Origin of the sequence: Rhizobium sp. CF122 (assembly GCF_000282035.1) — a bacterium.
GTDB lineage: Bacteria > Pseudomonadota > Alphaproteobacteria > Rhizobiales > Rhizobiaceae > Rhizobium.
Genome location: NZ_AKKA01000080.1, coordinates 88,748 through 105,264 on the forward strand (window position 1 = coordinate 88,748; position 16,517 = coordinate 105,264).

Sequence of the window (16,517 nt, forward strand, 5' to 3'; positions counted from 1 at the left end):
ATATGGCCTTCCGACGGATCAAGGAGATTTCGGATGTCGCAGATTTGGTTGATTACCGGCAGTTCCCGTGGGCTCGGCAGGGCGCTCGCTGAAGCGGTGCTGGCGGCAGGGCACAGATTGGTCGCAACGGCGCGCGATCCGTCGCAGCTTGACGATCTCAAGCAACGCTTCGGCGCCAGCATCCTGACAACCGCCCTCGATGTAACCGATGAGCGGGCTGCCGCAGCGGCCGTGAAGGCGGCGGTCGATCGGTTTGGCCGGCTGGACGTACTCGTCAACAATGCGGGTTACGGCGATGTCGGCTCGATTGAAGATACAAGCCTAGCCGACTTCCGCGCCCAGATCGAAACCAACCTCTTCGGAACGATCATCGTCACCAAGGCGGCGCTGCCGCTGATGCGCGAGCAGGGCTCCGGTCACATCATCCAGTTTTCCTCCGTGGGCGGCCGCATCGGCCCGGCCGGTCGCGCGCCCTATGCCGCGGCCAAATGGGGCGTCGAGGGTTTCTCGGAAGTGCTCGCCCGGGAGGTCGGCCCGCTTGGCGTCAAGGTGACGATCATCGAGCCCGGCGGCTTCAGGACCGATTTCGCCGGCTCGTCGACCACACTTCGGGAAGGCCGGCCGGAATACGACGACACTGTCGGCAAGATGGCGCGCTATCAGCGCGACTATACCGGCAACCAGCCGGGCGATCCGGTAAAGGCAGCCGCCGCCGTCGTCCATCTCGCCAGCCTTGCCGAACCGCCGCTGCGCTTGCTGCTTGGCAGCGATGCTGTGCGTGGCGTCGAGCAGAACGACGCCGTACGAGCCAAGGAGCAAGCGGCTTGGCGGGACCTCAGTGTCTCCACCGATTTCGAGCCCGGCGGCTGACGAACAGTCAGCGGGGAGGGCGCGTTTCTTCTAGCGCTCTGCCGCGTCCGTTACGCGAGAGGTTTTTGCGCGGGTGGCCTCGATATCCGGCAGACGATTGGCGATTCGCTGCCGGAGCGTCACGACTTCCGCCGGAAGCTCGTCGCCAGGTAGCGTCGTAAGATGCGATCGGTAAGGCAGTTGCCCCAATCGGCCGATCGCGGCAAATGCCAGGACGGCGATAGCACCGACGACGGCGGCAATCGCGAGCGACCACGATGCGCCGATGGCCTCCATCATGAACGCGAGGATACATGGGGCAGTCGACGAGATCATTAGGCGGATGGACAACACCTGCCCCTGTCGTCGCCCGTAGCCTTCGCTGCCAAAGAGTGCGAGCGGCAAGGTTCCCTGCACGATGCTGCTCAGCCCCGAGCCAAGGCCGAAGACGACGGCAAAGACCAATGCGCCTGGTACCGACGGGGCGGTGACGATCAGAATGATCAGGGCCGCCGGCAGCAACACGGCGGAGATGAACGCGAGCGTCAGCTGCGATAGTCCGCTCCCGAAGACCATGTTGATGAAGCGGCTCAGCACCTGCGACGGCCCAAACAGTGTCCCGACTATCACCGCCATCGCTCCAAGCCCAAGTCCGGATAATACCGGAACCATGTGCACGAGGAGTGCCGCGTTGACGAAGCTCTGCAGCGCAAACCCCATGACCATCAGGATGAAGGCCGGCGTTCGCACGGATGGCGGAAGGCTCGGTTCGACGTGCTTTGCCGCTTCGTTCTTTTCCCGTTTGCGCGTTTCGCTGACGCTGCGCGACAACCATGCATGAATGGGTAGGCAAACCAGAAGATTGATAGCCGCGAAGATCAGATAGACGTCCTGCCAGGGCATGTGCGCGTTGAGCGCCGTGGTGATCGGCCAGAAAATCGTTGAAGCAAAGCCGGCGATCAGCGTCAGATAGGTGATGCTGCGCTGGGCAACCTTCGGCCTGATCTGGACGAGCAAAGCAAAGGCGGCCCCATATTGCACCAGATTGGACGCCGTCTCGATCGCGATCAGTGCGGCGACGAAGGCAGCCTTGCCGGGAGCGAACGCGCAGGCGGCAAGCGCTGCGGCGGCGATCGCCGAGCCCGCGGTCATGACTCGGCCGGCGCCAAAGCGGTCAATCCACCTGCCCATCGTCGGCGCCGCTAGGCCGCCGATCAGGAGAGCTACGGACAGCGCACCAAAAATCCATTCCGACGACCAATCGAGATCCCGCGCCATGTCAGGCGCAAGGATGCTGAAGCTGTAATAGAGCGTTCCGTAGCCGATGATCTGCGTCAGACCGAGGGCGAGGATTGCCGCGACAGGGGAGCGTTCGGTGCCGGTCGTCGTCATTGGGATTTGAGGCTCACGCGCTGTTTGAGTGTTTCGGCCTCCTCCTTCCGCTCGCTGTAGCGATCGGTGAGGTAGGCCGAAGCATCGCGCGTCAGCCAGGTGAACTTCACGAGCTCCTCGCACACATCGACCACGCGGTCGTAATAGGACGACGGTTTCATGCGGCCGTCGGCGTCGAACTCCTGGAAGGCTTTGGGCACCAAGGACTGGTTGGGGATGGTGATCATCCGCATCCAGCGGCCGAGGATGCGCATCTGCCCGACCGCGTTGAAGGATTGCGAGCCGCCGGAGACCTGCATGACGGCGAGCGTCTTGCCCTGCGTCGGCCGGACCGATCCGACCGACAGCGGGATCCAGTCGATCTGCGCCTTCATGATTCCGGTCATCGCGCCATGGCGTTCGGGGCTGACCCACTCCTGGCCTTCAGCCCATTCAGACAGCGCGCGCAGCTCCTGCACCTTGGGATGCGTCACCGGAGTGCCGTCGGGAAGCGGCAGGCCTTCCGGATTGAAGATCCTAACATCGCAGCCAAAGTCCTCGAGCAACTGTGCTGTCTCCTGCGCAAGCAGGCGACTGTGGGATACAGTCCTCAGCGAGCCATAGAGGATCAGGATGCGCGGCTTGTGGGTCGAGAAGGGCGGTCGCAGCGCTGCCAGATCCACTTGGCGCAGATATGTCGGGGATGCGGCAGGCAGATCAGACAATGCGCTTGCCCTCGGCGTCGAGCACCTGTTCTCCATCCTCTTTGGTGAAGGCGCCTTTGTGGGTGTCGGGCAGAATATCCAGAACGACTTCGGACGGGCGCGCAAGCCTGCTGCCGAGCGACGTGACGACAAACGGCCGGTTGATCAGGATCGGGTCTTTCAACATCGCGTCGAGCAGTTGATCGTCGGTCAGGGTAGGGTTGTCGAGACCGAGCTTCGCATAGGGCGTGCCCTTGTCCCGGATCGCCTGGCGCACGGTCAATCCCGCGTCGGCGATCATTTTCACGAGCAGCGCACGCGACGGCGGGTCCTTCAGGTATTCGATGATATCAGGTTCGATGCCAGCGCTGCGGATCATCGCCAGCGTGTTGCGCGACGTGCCACATTGCGGGTTGTGATAGATGGTGACGTTCATAGCGTTGCCTTTGACGATACGGTTGACGAAGCACCTGGCTGCAGGAGCCAGGTAAACAGGAGAAGAGCTACGACCGCGCCGGCGATCTCAGCAACCCAGAAGCCCGGTAAATCGACCGGGCGGATCCCGGAGAAGGTGTCGGTCAACGACCGTGCCAAAGCGACGGCGGGATTGGCGAACGAGGTCGAGGCGGTGAACCAGTAGGCAGCCGTGATGTAGAGCCCGACCAGCCAAGGCACCGCCCTCTGTTCGAACTTGATGCCGGCGAGGATCACCGCCACCAGCCCGAATGTCGCGACGCCTTCGGAGAACCACTGCGCGCCGCCGGTACGAGCCTTGCTCGACATTTCGACCAGCGGCAGGCCGAACATAAGGTGAGCGGCGATTGTGCCGGCCACGCCGCCGGCGATCTGAGCCAGGATGTATCCCCCAAAGTCACGCTTCGGCAACTTGCGAGAGATCGCAAAAATCAGCGAGACCGCAGGATTGAATTGGGCTCCGGAGATCGGGCCAAGGATGGTGATCAGCACCACAAGGATCGCGCCCGTCGCCAGCGTGTTGCCTAACAATGCAAGCCCGACATCCCGGGTCAGCGATGCCGCCATGACGCCGGATCCGACCACCGTTGCGACAAGCATGGCTGTCCCAAGTCCCTCGGCAACAAGCCGTCGCGGCAGATCGAACCCAGTCATCGGCTTGCCTTGGATGGTTGTAAGGTCGCGCCTTCCATGGCACCGATCTGATGCAGGTGCGTTTCCAGCGCAAGCTTGTCGATCGAGGATAGCGGCAGGCTCCGAAAGGCGGTGATGCGATTCTTCAGGAAGCGGGCGGCTTGCGCGAAGGCGCGGCCCTTGTCGACTTCGCTGCCTTCGACGGCAGCGGGATCCTCGACGCCCCAATGGGCGGTCATCGGATGGCCGATCCAGACCGGGCAGGCCTCGCCGGCGGCGCTGTCGCAGACCGTGAAGATGAAGTCCATCTCCGGCGCGCCCGGCTCGGCGAACTCGTCCCAGCCCTTCGAGCGGAAGCCGGTCGACGGATAGCCCTGCGCTTGCAGCTCCTTCAATGCGTACGGGTTGACCTCTCCCTTCGGCTGGCTGCCGGCCGAATAAGCCTTAAACCGGCCTTTGCCTTCCGCGTTGAGGATGGATTCTGCCAAGATCGAGCGAGCGGAATTGCCCGTGCAGAGAAAGAGCACGTTGTAGACGCGGTCAGCGGTCATTGTAATTTTTCCTCCATTTTAGGGGCGCAACAGGCCGCGACCTCTGCGGCGGGCGCGCAAATCTCCGGGTGTCCGGAGCAGCAGTCTTCCATCAGGAAGCGAACCAGGCCGCCGAGCGCCTCATAGTTCGCGGTGTAGATGATCGATCGGGATTCGCGTTGTTGCGCGATCAGTCCTGAGCGTTCCAGTTCCTTCAGATGGAAGGAGACGTTGGACGGCGATACCTCTGCCTCTTCCGCGATCGCGCCTGCCGCCATGCCGTTTGGGCCAGCGACCACAAGCATGCGGATGATGCGCAGCCGGGTTTCCTGAGACAGCGCGCCAAACGCGACGAGGGCTTGACGTTGATTCATATTTCAACAATCCTTGAATGATTGAAATGAGGAATAACGCAGATGAACGCGATCGACAATAGCAAAGTTCAGGAAGACGATATCAGCCTCGGCCTGTTGCTCGGCACACTTGCCGGTGCCAAGGATTCTCCGCTGATATTCTATTACGACGGGCGACCGGTGAAGCCTGGGTACCACGTTACCGAGGTCAAGGCCGGTCAGTTTTCGGCGCTGGACTGCGGCGCCAACCCGGAAGCATGGACGGAGATTTTCATTCAGCTCTGGGATATCGAGGAGGGCGACCGCACCCATATGCCTGCCGGCAAATTCTACGCGATCATCGGCAAGGTCACGGAGCACGTGAAGCTTGATGATTCAGCCAAACTGACCTTCGAAGTCAGCGACGGCCTTCAACCGATGCGGCTCTACCGCGCCGCGATGCCAACGCTGCGCGCCGGCACTGTGCACGTCGAGCTATCGCCGCGGCCCGCAAGCTGCAAGCCGCGTGATCGCTGGCTTGCGGAACAACAGGCGCAATCCTGTTGCGCTCCTACAGCGGGAAGGAACGCCTGTTGCGGCTGACGCCGCAGAGCAATTTCGCATGACTGTCAGACAAGGCGCATAAATCCAATGCTGGTTTTGGAAGGCCGGGTCCTCCGGCGCGCCCGGCCTTTCTCAGTTCTCGATCGTGAATTGCACTCGATCCGCCGAAAACCGACTGATCGCATATTGCACTGGCACACCCTCTAGATCCGTGTTCATCGCCTTGGTGATCAAGACGATCGCCCCCGGCGTCAGCTCGAGTGCGGCAAGATCGGCGGCGTCGGCATGGGCGGCGGTGACCTCCGTCGTCGCGCGCACGTAGTCGGACAGGCCGAGTTCGGCAAAGGCCCGGGTGATCGATTCCGTCTTCTCGTAGGCCGCCGGCATGCCGGCAAAGCGGTCTGCAGGAAACCAGGTCGTTGCGCAGGAGACCGGCCGATCGTCGGCCTTGCGCACCGTCTCCATGCGGATCACCGGCGCGCCCGGCCGCAGTTTCAACCACCGGGCCACCTCTTCGTCCGCTCTCTCTTCGCTATGCCCAAGCAGCAGCCCGCGCATTTCGCGCGCCTGCCCGCCGATCCCGGCCGTGAACCGGGTACGCTTGGTGATCGGAAAGTTCAGCCGTTCCTTGCGCTCGATCAGCGTGCCGCGTCCCTGCACGGCGCGCACAATGCCTTCCTGGGCAAGAGCGGCAATCGCGCTTCGCACCGTATGTCTGTTGACGCCGAACTGCAGGGCCAGCACCGTCTCCGGCGGCACCATGCCGGTCTCGTCATAGGCGCCGGCGCTGATCGCCTGGCGAATGCGATCGGCGATCTGGCGCCAGAGCGCCACGCCCGTCTGTCTTTGTACCTGCCCAGCCATTTTGCCCCTTGATGTCACACGCTTGTCACGTCGGCGAGCTAAGCGTAACCATATCTTGTATAGTTGTCTATATCAATAGACATTTAAAGGATGTGGCGATGACCTTAGCGGAAAAGAATGAGCCGGCGGCAGGTGGGCGCAAGCGCGTCGTCGACCTGCTTGCGCGTGCGGAACGGCAGGAACTGCTCGAGGCGTGGGACAAGCTGGCGGAAAAGCCTGCGGTCCAGCCGGTGCGCGGACCGGAAACGGGCCTCGTCATGGTCCGCGGCCGCATGGGCGGCGGCGGTGCACCTTTCAATCTCGGTGAAGTGACGGTGACGCGTGCCACCGTGCGCCTTGCATCCGGCACTGTTGGCCACGCACAGGCACTCGGCACAGATCGCGAGAAGGCACGGCTTTCCGCCATTTTCGACGCGCTCTGGCAGCAGCCAGCCACCCAGCATTTCGTCGAGCAGACACTTCTCGCGCCGATCGCAGCGCGCGTGGCCGCGGCCGAGGGCCGCAGGGCCGACGAGACGGCCGCGACCCGCGTCGATTTCTTCACCATGGTTCGCGGAGACGACTGATGAGCCTCAAGACGGAAGCCCCAAAGAATGATGCGTTGGCCGGCGGCTTTGCTGAGCCGGTCTTCCACGCACAGAGCGTCTTCAAGCTGATGATGGATGCGATGGCGCGTCCGGGCCTGATCCAGACGGTCGCTCCCCGCGCCGCGCCTCCGGCGCCGCTCGGCGTTGCGGCTGGCGCAATCGCGCTGACCCTCTGCGATCACGACACCCCGGTCTGGCTGTCTGCCGGGCTCGCAAGGTCCGCCGTGCCGCAATGGCTCGGCTTCCACACCGGCGCGCCGGTCACATCAGAGAAGGCCGAAGCGCGCTTTGCCTTCGTCGAAGCCGGTGTGACGCTGTCCTCCTTCGGGCTCTTTGCCGCCGGCACGCAGGAATATCCCGACCGCTCCACGACCCTTGTCATCGAACTGGCGGATCTCGAAAGCGGCAGAAGGCTGGCGTTGATGGGACCGGGCATCAAGACGGTGACTGATATCGCGCCCATCGGTCTGCCCGATACCTTCCTGCGGCTCTGGACGGAGAACCGCGCACTCTTCCCGCGCGGCATCGATATCGTGCTGACCTCCGGCAGCCGGTTCCTCTGCCTGCCGCGCACCACCAAGATCACCGCAACGGAGATGTGACTCATGTATGTTGCTGTCAAAGGGGGCGAGGCCGCCATTGCCAATGCCCATCGCCTGCTGGCGGATCGCCGTCGCGGCGACCGTTCGTTGCCGGCTATCGGTATCGATCAGATCGTCGCGCAGCTGGCGCTGGCCGTCGACCGCGTTATGGCCGAAGCCTCGCTCTACGATCGCACGCTCGCGGCTCTCGCCGTTCGCCAGTCGCGGGGTGATATGATCGAAGCGATCTTCCTTCTCCGCGCCTACCGCACGACGCTGCCGCGCTTCGGCTATAGCAAGCCGATCGACACCGCCCGCATGAAGATCGAGCGCCGTGTCTCCGCCACCTACAAGGATCTTCCGGGCGGCCAGCTGCTCGGCCCGACCTTCGACTATACGCATCGCCTTCTCGACCCGTCGCTGTTGACCGACGAAGCCGTCGGGGAGCCGACACTCCGCGATGCCGAAACCGGCCGTGTCATGCGCGTTTCGGAAATCCTCGGTGAGGAAGGCCTGATCGAGGGCGACGGCGAGATGCCCGAGGATCACGAGATCGGCGACCTGACGCGCGAGCCGATGGAATTCCCAATGACCCGCGATCTGCGCCTGCAGGCGCTGGCTCGCGGCGATGAAGGTTTCCTCCTGGCGCTCGGCTATTCGACCCAGCGCGGCTACGGCCGCAACCATCCCTTCACCGGCGAAATCCGCATCGGTGAAGTCGAAGTGGAGTTCGATGTTCCTGAACTCGGCTTCGCGGTCTCGTTCGGCACGATCCAGGTTACGGAGTGCCAGATGGTCAACCAGTTCAAGGGTTCGTCCAAGGCACCGCCGCAGTTCACCCGCGGCTATGGCCTGGTGTTCGGCCAGAGCGAGCGTAAGGCAATGTCCATGTCGCTTGTTGATCGCGCACTACGCGCCGAAGAGCTCGGCGAGGACATCACCGCTCCGGCGCAGGACGAGGAATTCGTTATCTCGCATTCAGACAACGTTCAGTCGACTGGCTTCGTCGAGCATCTGAAGCTGCCGCACTATGTCGACTTCCAGGCGGAACTCGATCTGGTCCGCCGCATGCGCAGCGAATTCGAAGCCGGCCGCATCGGCGGCGACGGCACCATCAAGGAGGCCGAATGACCGATCTAGCTACCTACAACTTCGCCTATCTGGATGAACAGACGAAGCGCATGATCCGCCGCGCGATCCTGAAGGCGATCGCCATACCCGGCTATCAGGTGCCCTTTGCCTCGCGCGAAATGCCGATGCCCTACGGTTGGGGAACCGGCGGCGTGCAGGTGACGGCCTCGATCATAGGTCCGGACGACGTACTGAAGGTCATCGACCAGGGCGCCGACGACACCACCAATGCCGTCTCGATCCGCGCCTTCTTCCAGAAGGTCGCAAACGTCGCGGTGACGACCCACACGAAGGATGCGACGATCATTCAGACGCGCCATCGCATCCCGGAAGAAAAGCTCGGCCCCAATCAGGTGCTGGTCTACCAGGTGCCGATCCCCGAGCCGCTGCGCTTCCTCGAGCCGCGCGAGACCGAAACACGCAAGATGCACGCGCTTGAGGAATACGGCCTCATGCATGTGAAGCTTTACGAGGACATCGCGCACAACGGTCGCATCTCCAAAACCTACGCCTATCCGGTCAAGGTCGCCGGCCGCTACGTCATGGATCCGTCCCCGACGCCGAAGTTCGACAATCCGAAAATGCACATGTCGGACGCGCTGCAGCTTTTCGGGGCAGGGCGCGAGAAGCGCATCTACGCCGTCCCGCCTTACACCGAAGTCGTCAGCCTCGATTTCGAGGACTACCCCTTCGAGATCCAGCGCTTCGGCAAGCCTTGTGCACTCTGCGGCGCTGAAGAGGTTTATCTCGACGAAGTGATCCTCGACGACAAGGGCGGGCGCATGTTCGTCTGCTCCGACACCGACCATTGCGAAGACCGGCGCGCCCACGGGCATGTCGGCGAGATGTTGGCACCCAATCAGGAGGCTGCCCAATGAGCGACACCCCGCTTCTCAAAGTCAATGACGTCTCGAAGTTCTACGGCAACCGCATCGGCTGCCGGAACGTCTCCTTCGAGCTCTGGCCCGGCGAAGTGCTCGCCATTGTCGGTGAATCTGGCTCGGGCAAGACCACGTTGCTCAACTGCATCTCGACCCGTCTGATGCCGACGACCGGCAGCGTCGAGTACCATATGCGTGACGGCGCCTATCGCGATCTCTACCGCATGAGCGAGGCCGAGCGCCGCTTCCTGATGCGCACCGACTGGGGTTTCGTGCATCAGAATCCGGTTGACGGCCTGCGCATGACGGTCTCTGCCGGTGCCAATGTCGGTGAGCGCCTGATGGCGATCGGCGACCGCCACTACGGCAACATCCGCTCCACCGCCGTCGACTGGCTGCAGCGCGTCGAGATCGACGAAGGCCGTATCGACGATCAGCCGCGTGCTTTTTCGGGCGGCATGCGCCAGCGTCTGCAGATCGCCCGCAATCTGGTCACCGGCCCGCGTCTGGTCTTCATGGATGAGCCGACGGGCGGCCTCGACGTGTCGGTGCAGGCCCGCCTACTCGATCTCGTCCGCGGACTCGTCAACGATCTCGGCCTTGCGGCGATCATCGTCACCCACGATCTCGCCGTCGCACGCCTGCTGTCGCACCGCATGATGGTGATGAAGGATGGCCATGTCATCGAGCACGGGCTGACCGATCGCGTCCTGGACGATCCGCGCGAGCCGTACACACAGCTCCTTGTTTCCTCCATCCTGCAGGTCTGATCGCGAAAGCCGTTCGGACTCCGGCTACAGGGGTCCTTGGCATGCGAAACTAAGGAAAGAAATCATGGCAACGCCACTCGTTATTTCTGAAGTCGCCAAGAGCTTTACCATGCACCTGCGCGACGGCATCAAGCTGCCGGTCGTTTCGGACGTGTCCTTCTCCGTTGCGTCAGGCGAATGCGTCGTCCTTGGCGGCCCGTCGGGCATCGGCAAGAGCTCGCTGCTCAAGATGATCTACGGCAACTATGTCGTCGACAGCGGCCAGATCCTCATCAAGCATCACGACAAGATCGTCGATCTGGCAACGGCCGACCCGCGCACGATCATCGATGTGCGCCGCCACACGCTCGGCTATGTCAGCCAGTTCCTGCGCACCGTCCCGCGTGTCGCGGCAATCGACGTGGTCGCCGAGCCGCTGGTCGCCCGCGGCGAGAAGGCGGAAACGGCGCGGGAGAAGGCCGCAACCCTTCTCTCGAAGCTGAACCTGCCCGAAGCGCTCTGGCAGCTGCCGCCCGCCACCTTCTCCGGCGGCGAGCAGCAGCGCGTCAACATCGCCCGTGGCTTCATCACCGAGCATACGGTGCTGCTGCTCGACGAGCCGACGGCCTCCCTCGATGCCAAAAACCGCGCCGTGGTTGTCGGCATGATCGAGGAAAAGAAGAAGGCGGGTGTCGCGCTCCTCGGCATCTTCCACGATGAGGAAGTGCGCGAGGCCGTCGCCGACCGCATTCTCGACGTCCAGAAATTCTCGCCGCGAAAGACAATCGCCGCATGAGCCGCAAGATTGGCCTAGAGCCCTATTTTCATGAAACCGCTTCCGTGAAGAATGCCACCTTTGGCCGCTTCACGGAAGTCTCGGAGCGCTGCCGCATCGAAGAGGTCGAGTTCGGCGACTACTCCTATGTCATGCAGGATGGCGCGATCTGGTGCGCGACGATCGGCAAGTTCGTCAACATCGCCGCTTCGGTGCGCATCAATGCCACCAACCACCCGACCTGGCGCGCGACGCTGCATCACTTCACCTATCGCGCCGCCGACTATTGGTCGGATGCCGATATGGAGACCGATTTCTTCGAATGGCGCCGCTCCAACCGCGTCGTTATCGGCCATGACGTCTGGATCGGTCACGGCGCCACCATTCTACCCGGCGTCAAGGTCGGTAACGGCGCCGTCATCGGCGCCGGCGCGGTCGTCTCCAAGGATGTCGCCCCCTACACAATCGTCGGCGGCGTCCCCACCAAGCTGATCCGCGAACGCTTTCCCAAAGAGGTCGGCGAACGCATGGACAAGCTAGCCTGGTGGGATTGGGAGCATGACCGCCTGCGGATCGCCCTGCAGGACTTCCGGAACCTGAGCGCGGAAGATTTTCTCGCGCGCTACGAATAGCGACAAAAGCCCCTGAGTTTGCTCAGGGGCCATTCCTCGACGTTTTGGTCAGCGAAGGCCGGCCTCCTACGGCAGGCCACGCCTTACCCTATGGATTTGGGTTCTTCGCCAATTGCCATTCGCCGGTCTCGTCCGGCTCTACACGCTTGTTGCCGCGGTAGAAGATCGGCAATCCGGTCTTTTTATCCATGGAGAAGCGGCTGGGCGTGAACTTTTCGTCCTCGTGTCCTCGGATGGCGAGGCCGAGTGCCTCCTTAAACTTCCCGGCGTTGCACAGGCTTTTGAAGAGAGTCCGATCCATCGCTTTACTCCAGCATCCTCGATGTCCCTTGAGTTGCCTGCCATCGACCGGTGATCGGGTCAACTGTCAACGACCGACTTCGAGTGCAATCGCCAGCCGGCTGCGATTGGCAGGACCTCTCTGCATGTTGTTTACGCGGCACACAACCTGGCCGGATTTCGGCGGGCCGCCAAAGCCTCGATTATGACAGTCCTTACACAAAACTGACATTGGAGCTTCATCAACCGGGACTAATGCACTCCCTCATATCGCGTTTGGACTATGAGGAAGAGCATGATGTTCGAGCTGAAGAATGTCACCCGCCGTTTCGGAAACAAGACCGCCGTCGATTCCGTGACGCTCGACATTCCTCAGGGCCAGATGGTCGGCATCATCGGCCGTTCCGGCGCCGGCAAGTCCACGCTTCTGCGCATGATCAACCGCCTGCAGGAACCGACGTCAGGCTCGATCCATTTTGCCGGCGTTGAGGTCTCGAGCCTCCGTGGTCAGGCCCTGCGCAACTGGCAGCGTGATTGCGCCATGATCTTCCAGCAGTTCAATCTCGTTCCGCGTCTCGACGTGTTGACCAACGTCATGCTCGGCCGTCTGAACCATCGCTCGACCGCAATGAGCCTGCTCGGCATCTTCACCCGCCAAGAGCGCATTCATGCGATCGCAGCTCTTGAGCGCCTCGGTATCGAGCAGACGGCACTGCAAATGGCTGGCACCCTTTCCGGCGGCCAGCAGCAGCGCGTCGCGATTGCCCGCGCCCTGATGCAGAACCCGAAGATGGTGCTTGCCGACGAGCCGATCGCCTCGCTCGATCCGCTGAATGCCAAGATCGTCATGGACGCGCTACGCGACATCAACGAGCGCGAAGGCATCACCGTCGTCACCAACCTTCATACGCTGGATACCGCCCGCAACTACTGCGAACGTATCGTCGGCATGGCCGCTGGCCGCGTCGTATTCGACGGCAAGCCGTCCGAGCTGACGGCCGATGCCGTCAAGCAGATCTACGGCACCGACAAGGATGGTGCCGGCATCGACGAGACGATGACCTCGACGTCGATCAACATTCCCGCGGCTGCAGCCGCCCAACAATCCGCCGGTTTGCAATCGCTGGCGCTGGCCGGTCTCTGAGAGGGGCGGCCTCGATCGTAAGCCCGCGTTATGGGCACATTTCTTCTTAACCAGAGATCGCCGGGGACGCCGGTCAATCAGGAGAGTACCATGTTGAAGAAAGCACTCTTTGCCGCGACGGCGCTGTTTGCGCTTGCCGGCATCTCGCATGCTGCAGACCTCAAGGAATTCCGCGTGGGCATTCTCGGTGGCGAGAACGAAACCGACCGCCTGCGCAACTACGCTTGCCTGGCCGACCACCTGAAGACCGAGTTCGGCTTCGAGAAGGTTTCGCTCTTCCCGGCTGCTGATTATGACGGCGTTATCCAGGGTCTGCTCGGCGGCACGCTCGACTTTGCAGAACTCGGCGCTTCGGGTTACGCTGCAATTGCCATCAAGAACGACAAGGCTGTTACCCCGATCCTCACGACGGTCCAGAAGGACGGCTCGACCGGCTACCACTCGATCGGCCTGGCTCTGAAGTCCGCGGGCATCAAGGACATCAAGGACGCCAAGGGCAAGAAGCTCGGCTACGCCGATCCGGACTCCACCTCGGGCTACCTCATTCCGCTGACACAGATCCCGAAGGACACTGGCATGCCGAATGACCAGTACTTCGCTTCCACGCAGTTCAACGGCGGTCACGAGAACAACCTTCTCGCTGCCTACGACGGCAAGGTCGACATCGCTGTTGACGACTCTTCGGGCATCGGCGATTTCAAGGACGGCTACACCTCCGGCACCTTCCGCAAGGCTGTCGACAAGGGCACGGTAGACCCGAACAAGCTCGTCGAAGTCTGGCGTTCGCCGCTGATCCCGAACGGTCCGCTCGTTGTTCGCAACGAACTCGGTGCTGACTGGCAGGCAAAGCTCACCGACTTCTTCATGAAGCTCCCGGCAAAGGATGCCAAGTGCTTCGCAGCCATCGAAGGCGGCGACTACCAGGGCTACACCAAGGTTCAGCCTGACTTCTACAACGCCATTATCGACGCTCGTAAGGCTGCCATCGGCGGTTGAACGATCCTGATAGCTGGAGGGCGGCCGTTGCAGGCCGCCCTTTTTCCTGCGAAGAAAGCGGACACCTTCATGACACTTGCCGATCCCACCGCCCACGCGCCGACCACGCCGCAAAGCGCCCGTGAAATCGGTGACGCCTGGAGCAAGATGGTGGCCCGCCGCCGCTTCTATACCGGCCTCGGCCTGGTGATCCTGTTTGCCGCCTTCGTTGCCTCGCTGCGTTTTGCCGATGAAAGTAATGCCGGCCATTTCTTCGAGCGCCTGCCGCATCTCTTCGATTTTTTGAGCTGGCTCATTCCAAAGGATTGGAATGACGTCTGGCGCGCCCTGTTCGACATCGCAAGCCCGACCCAGAGGACCGGTGAGGAGTATAATTTCGCCGAGGGTCGCGTCTATGTCTGGGGCGGCTTCTATATCCCCGAATATTTCGAGCTGATGATCATCACGATCAACGTCGCGCTCGTTTCGACGATCATCGGCTTCATCTTCGCCGTGCCGCTGAGCTTTCTCGTGGCCCGCAATCTGGCGCCGTCCAATCCGCCGCGCATCATCGCCAAGCGTCTGACCGAACTCCTCCGCGCCTTCCCCGAGATCGTCATCGCCGGCCTGTTTTCAGCCATCCTGTCGATCGGTCCAGTTGCCGCCATCATCGCTGTCAGCCTGCACACCATCGGTGCGCTCGGCAAACTCTTCTACGAAGTCGTCGAAAACATCGACATGAAGCCCGACGAGGGCATTAAGGCCGTGGGCGCCAGCTGGTCGGAGCGCGTGCGCTTCGCCGCCATGCCGCAGGTCATGCCGAACTTCGTCTCCTACGCACTGCTGCGCCTTGAGATCAACGTTCGTGCCTCCACCATCATCGGTGCGGTCGGCGGCGGCGGCATCGGCGAGGAGCTGAAGCTCTCCATCTCGCGCGGTTTCGGCGCCAAGACGATGGCGCTCGTTCTCCTGCTTTTCATCACCATCGTTGCGGTCGACCAGTTCTCCGCATGGCTGCGCCGCCGCCTCGTCGGCGAGCACGCCTTCCTTCTGCAGCATTGAGGTCCGCCATGACGGTGATCGACGCCAACCGGATGCACGAGATCGAGCAGCGCTACCCGGAATATTTCAAACGTTCCTTCCAGCAGCGCTTCGGCGGCCTGATGATCGTGATCGCGACGCTTGTCTATGCGCTTTACGCAACCTGGTTCTTCGACTTGCCGAAGCTGCTTGCCGATGCCCATTGGGAGCGCGTCGGCCTCTATCTCAGCCAGTGGGTAAGCTATGATGTACAGCCCGAATTGCGCATCGGCGATGACGGCATCACGATCAAATATCCGCGCTTCTCGCCGCTTGGCGACAACCCGCATCCAGATTGGGTCATCAACAATCCGGATGGCAGCGTCACCGTGTCGGTCAGTGACAGGGGCCGCACGGTCACGGTCTCCAAGACGGAGACGGTCGTCACCGCCCGCGGCATCAGCGTCCCGGTGGAAGTCTCCGGCGGCGCGCCGAAGGTCATCGGCCCTGTGCCGAGCTGGATGACGGTCTATGACGACAACGTCCTGGCCGATCTCGGCTTTGCCGGTGACGTCAGTATCTCGGTCGATCGCGTGAAGGTCCGCAAGCGATTCCTCGGCTGGGCGAATTTCGTCTTCGACACCCAGTCCCCCTTCTTTGACAAGCCGGTGGGCGAGGTGCTGAGCCTGATCGTTTCGGGACCGGAACTGAAGCCCGGCCAGTCCAACCTGTCGCTTGCCTTCGACAATATCTGGCATAACAGCGCCTGGCAGCACGGCGACGTCTGGACCAAGCTGTTCCAGACCATCGTGATGGCCTTCCTGGGAACGCTGCTCGGCGCGTTGCTCGCTTTCCCGCTGGCGTTTCTGGCTGCGCGCAATATCACCCCGAACAAGGTACTGAACCAGGTCCTGAAGCGCTTCTTCGACTTCCTGCGGTCGGTCGACATGCTGATCTGGGCGCTCTTCCTGACCCGCGCCTTCGGCCCCGGTCCCCTGGCCGGCTCCGGCGCGATTTTCCTCACGGAAACCGGCACGCTCGGCAAGCTCTATTCCGAAGGCCTGGAGAACGTCGACAATAAGCCGCGCGAAGGCATCAAATCGACCGGTGCCTCCACCGTGCTCACGCATCGCTACGGCATCATCCCGCAGATCGTTCCGGTTTTCGTCAGCCAGACGCTCTACCAGTGGGAATCGAACGTCCGTGGCGCCACCATCATCGGCGCGGTCGGCGCCGGCGGTATCGGCCTCAAGCTTTGGGAGGCGATGCGTACCAACGCCAACTGGGAAAATGTCGCCTATATGGTGCTGTTGATCCTCATCGTCGTTTTCCTGTTCGACATGGCCTCGAACGCGCTGCGCCATCGATTGATGGGCACCAAGGCACACTGAAAAAAGCGCAGGATCGTTCGGGATCATCATCATTCTGTCACGGAAATCTTT

21 protein-coding genes are annotated in these 16,517 nt (G+C 62.2%); 13 read left to right on the plus strand and 8 right to left on the minus strand.

Going from position 1 to position 16,517, the window contains the following annotated elements; all coding sequences use genetic code 11:
• Positions 1–33 precede the first annotated feature (33 nt).
• On the plus strand, positions 34–870 hold the full coding sequence (locus PMI09_RS19830) for an oxidoreductase (protein WP_007798492.1): 837 nt from the start codon (positions 34–36) through the stop codon (positions 868–870).
• A gap of 30 nt (positions 871–900) precedes the next feature.
• On the opposite strand, the gene arsK is transcribed toward PMI09_RS19830, so the two are convergent.
• From arsK to PMI09_RS19860, 6 genes are read right to left on the minus strand one after another with little or no spacing between them, the layout of a single operon-like run.
• Positions 901–2,241, minus strand: coding sequence for an arsenite efflux MFS transporter ArsK (gene arsK, locus PMI09_RS19835; RefSeq protein WP_007798494.1), 1,341 nt, complete (start codon positions 2,239–2,241; stop codon positions 901–903).
• The gene (gene arsH / locus PMI09_RS19840) at positions 2,238–2,981 is read right to left on the minus strand and encodes an arsenical resistance protein ArsH (RefSeq protein WP_037083587.1); all 744 of its coding nucleotides are present in this window, start codon (positions 2,979–2,981) and stop codon (positions 2,238–2,240) included. Before arsH ends, arsK begins: the two co-directional genes overlap by 4 nt.
• Positions 2,938–3,360 carry an arsenate reductase (glutaredoxin) gene (arsC, locus tag PMI09_RS19845; protein WP_007798501.1) on the minus strand — a complete coding sequence of 141 codons (423 nt, stop codon included), beginning with the start codon at positions 3,358–3,360 and terminating at the stop codon, positions 2,938–2,940. The genes arsH and arsC overlap by 44 nt, the downstream gene beginning before the upstream one ends.
• Entirely contained in the window at positions 3,357–4,052 is a 696-nt protein-coding gene (locus PMI09_RS19850; protein ID WP_007798503.1) for an MIP/aquaporin family protein, read from the minus strand. Before PMI09_RS19850 ends, arsC begins: the two co-directional genes overlap by 4 nt.
• Positions 4,049–4,582 carry an arsenate reductase ArsC gene (locus PMI09_RS19855; RefSeq protein WP_007798508.1) on the minus strand — a complete coding sequence of 178 codons (534 nt, stop codon included), beginning with the start codon at positions 4,580–4,582 and terminating at the stop codon, positions 4,049–4,051. Before PMI09_RS19855 ends, PMI09_RS19850 begins: the two co-directional genes overlap by 4 nt.
• Complete coding sequence (locus tag PMI09_RS19860; protein WP_007798511.1) at positions 4,579–4,935, minus strand: ArsR/SmtB family transcription factor; 357 nt, start codon at positions 4,933–4,935, stop codon at positions 4,579–4,581. Before PMI09_RS19860 ends, PMI09_RS19855 begins: the two co-directional genes overlap by 4 nt.
• Positions 4,936–4,977: 42 nt before the next feature.
• On the opposite strand from PMI09_RS19860, the gene PMI09_RS19865 reads away from it, so the two are divergent.
• Positions 4,978–5,496, plus strand: coding sequence for a DUF6428 family protein (locus PMI09_RS19865; RefSeq protein ID WP_007798515.1), 519 nt, complete (start codon positions 4,978–4,980; stop codon positions 5,494–5,496).
• 93 nt (positions 5,497–5,589) lie between these two features.
• Here PMI09_RS19865 and phnF read toward each other — a convergent pair whose 3' ends face one another.
• Positions 5,590–6,321, minus strand: a complete 732-nt coding sequence (gene phnF, locus PMI09_RS19870; RefSeq protein ID WP_007798519.1) for a phosphonate metabolism transcriptional regulator PhnF — start codon at positions 6,319–6,321, stop codon at positions 5,590–5,592.
• A 98-nt stretch (positions 6,322–6,419) separates the two neighbouring features.
• Between phnF and phnG the strand changes: the two genes are divergently transcribed.
• From phnG to PMI09_RS19905, 7 genes are all read left to right on the plus strand, one after another.
• Positions 6,420–6,887 carry a phosphonate C-P lyase system protein PhnG gene (gene phnG / locus PMI09_RS19875; protein ID WP_007798522.1) on the plus strand — a complete coding sequence of 156 codons (468 nt, stop codon included), beginning with the start codon at positions 6,420–6,422 and terminating at the stop codon, positions 6,885–6,887.
• Entirely contained in the window at positions 6,887–7,510 is a 624-nt protein-coding gene (phnH, locus tag PMI09_RS19880; protein ID WP_007798525.1) for a phosphonate C-P lyase system protein PhnH, read from the plus strand. Before phnG ends, phnH begins: the two co-directional genes overlap by 1 nt.
• Positions 7,511–7,513: 3 nt before the next feature.
• Positions 7,514–8,620, plus strand: a complete 1,107-nt coding sequence (locus tag PMI09_RS19885; RefSeq protein ID WP_007798528.1) for a carbon-phosphorus lyase complex subunit PhnI — start codon at positions 7,514–7,516, stop codon at positions 8,618–8,620.
• Positions 8,617–9,498 carry an alpha-D-ribose 1-methylphosphonate 5-phosphate C-P-lyase PhnJ gene (locus PMI09_RS19890; RefSeq protein ID WP_007798530.1) on the plus strand — a complete coding sequence of 294 codons (882 nt, stop codon included), beginning with the start codon at positions 8,617–8,619 and terminating at the stop codon, positions 9,496–9,498. Before PMI09_RS19885 ends, PMI09_RS19890 begins: the two co-directional genes overlap by 4 nt.
• A complete protein-coding gene (gene phnK / locus PMI09_RS19895; protein ID WP_007798533.1) occupies positions 9,495–10,271 on the plus strand; it encodes a phosphonate C-P lyase system protein PhnK in 777 nt (258 codons plus the stop codon). Before PMI09_RS19890 ends, phnK begins: the two co-directional genes overlap by 4 nt.
• A gap of 64 nt (positions 10,272–10,335) precedes the next feature.
• Entirely contained in the window at positions 10,336–11,046 is a 711-nt protein-coding gene (gene phnL / locus PMI09_RS19900; protein WP_007798535.1) for a phosphonate C-P lyase system protein PhnL, read from the plus strand.
• A complete protein-coding gene (locus PMI09_RS19905; RefSeq protein ID WP_007798538.1) occupies positions 11,043–11,657 on the plus strand; it encodes a DapH/DapD/GlmU-related protein in 615 nt (204 codons plus the stop codon). Before phnL ends, PMI09_RS19905 begins: the two co-directional genes overlap by 4 nt.
• Positions 11,658–11,745: 88 nt before the next feature.
• Here PMI09_RS19905 and PMI09_RS19910 read toward each other — a convergent pair whose 3' ends face one another.
• Positions 11,746–11,958 carry a hypothetical protein gene (locus tag PMI09_RS19910; protein ID WP_007798541.1) on the minus strand — a complete coding sequence of 71 codons (213 nt, stop codon included), beginning with the start codon at positions 11,956–11,958 and terminating at the stop codon, positions 11,746–11,748.
• 276 nt (positions 11,959–12,234) lie between these two features.
• Here PMI09_RS19910 and phnC point away from each other — a divergent pair, with 276 nt between their 5' ends.
• From phnC to phnE (PMI09_RS19930), 4 genes are all read left to right on the plus strand, one after another.
• Complete coding sequence (gene phnC, locus PMI09_RS19915) at positions 12,235–13,080, plus strand: phosphonate ABC transporter ATP-binding protein (RefSeq protein WP_037083594.1); 846 nt, start codon at positions 12,235–12,237, stop codon at positions 13,078–13,080.
• A 90-nt stretch (positions 13,081–13,170) separates the two neighbouring features.
• On the plus strand, positions 13,171–14,076 hold the full coding sequence (phnD, locus tag PMI09_RS19920) for a phosphonate ABC transporter substrate-binding protein (RefSeq protein ID WP_007798548.1): 906 nt from the start codon (positions 13,171–13,173) through the stop codon (positions 14,074–14,076).
• Between the two features lie 69 nt (positions 14,077–14,145).
• Positions 14,146–15,117, plus strand: a complete 972-nt coding sequence (phnE, locus tag PMI09_RS19925) for a phosphonate ABC transporter, permease protein PhnE (protein WP_037083612.1) — start codon at positions 14,146–14,148, stop codon at positions 15,115–15,117.
• 8 nt (positions 15,118–15,125) lie between these two features.
• Positions 15,126–16,466: a phosphonate ABC transporter, permease protein PhnE gene (gene phnE / locus PMI09_RS19930; RefSeq protein WP_007798553.1), complete on the plus strand. Its 1,341-nt coding sequence runs from the start codon at positions 15,126–15,128 to the stop codon at positions 16,464–16,466.
• Positions 16,467–16,517: the final 51 nt, after the last annotated feature.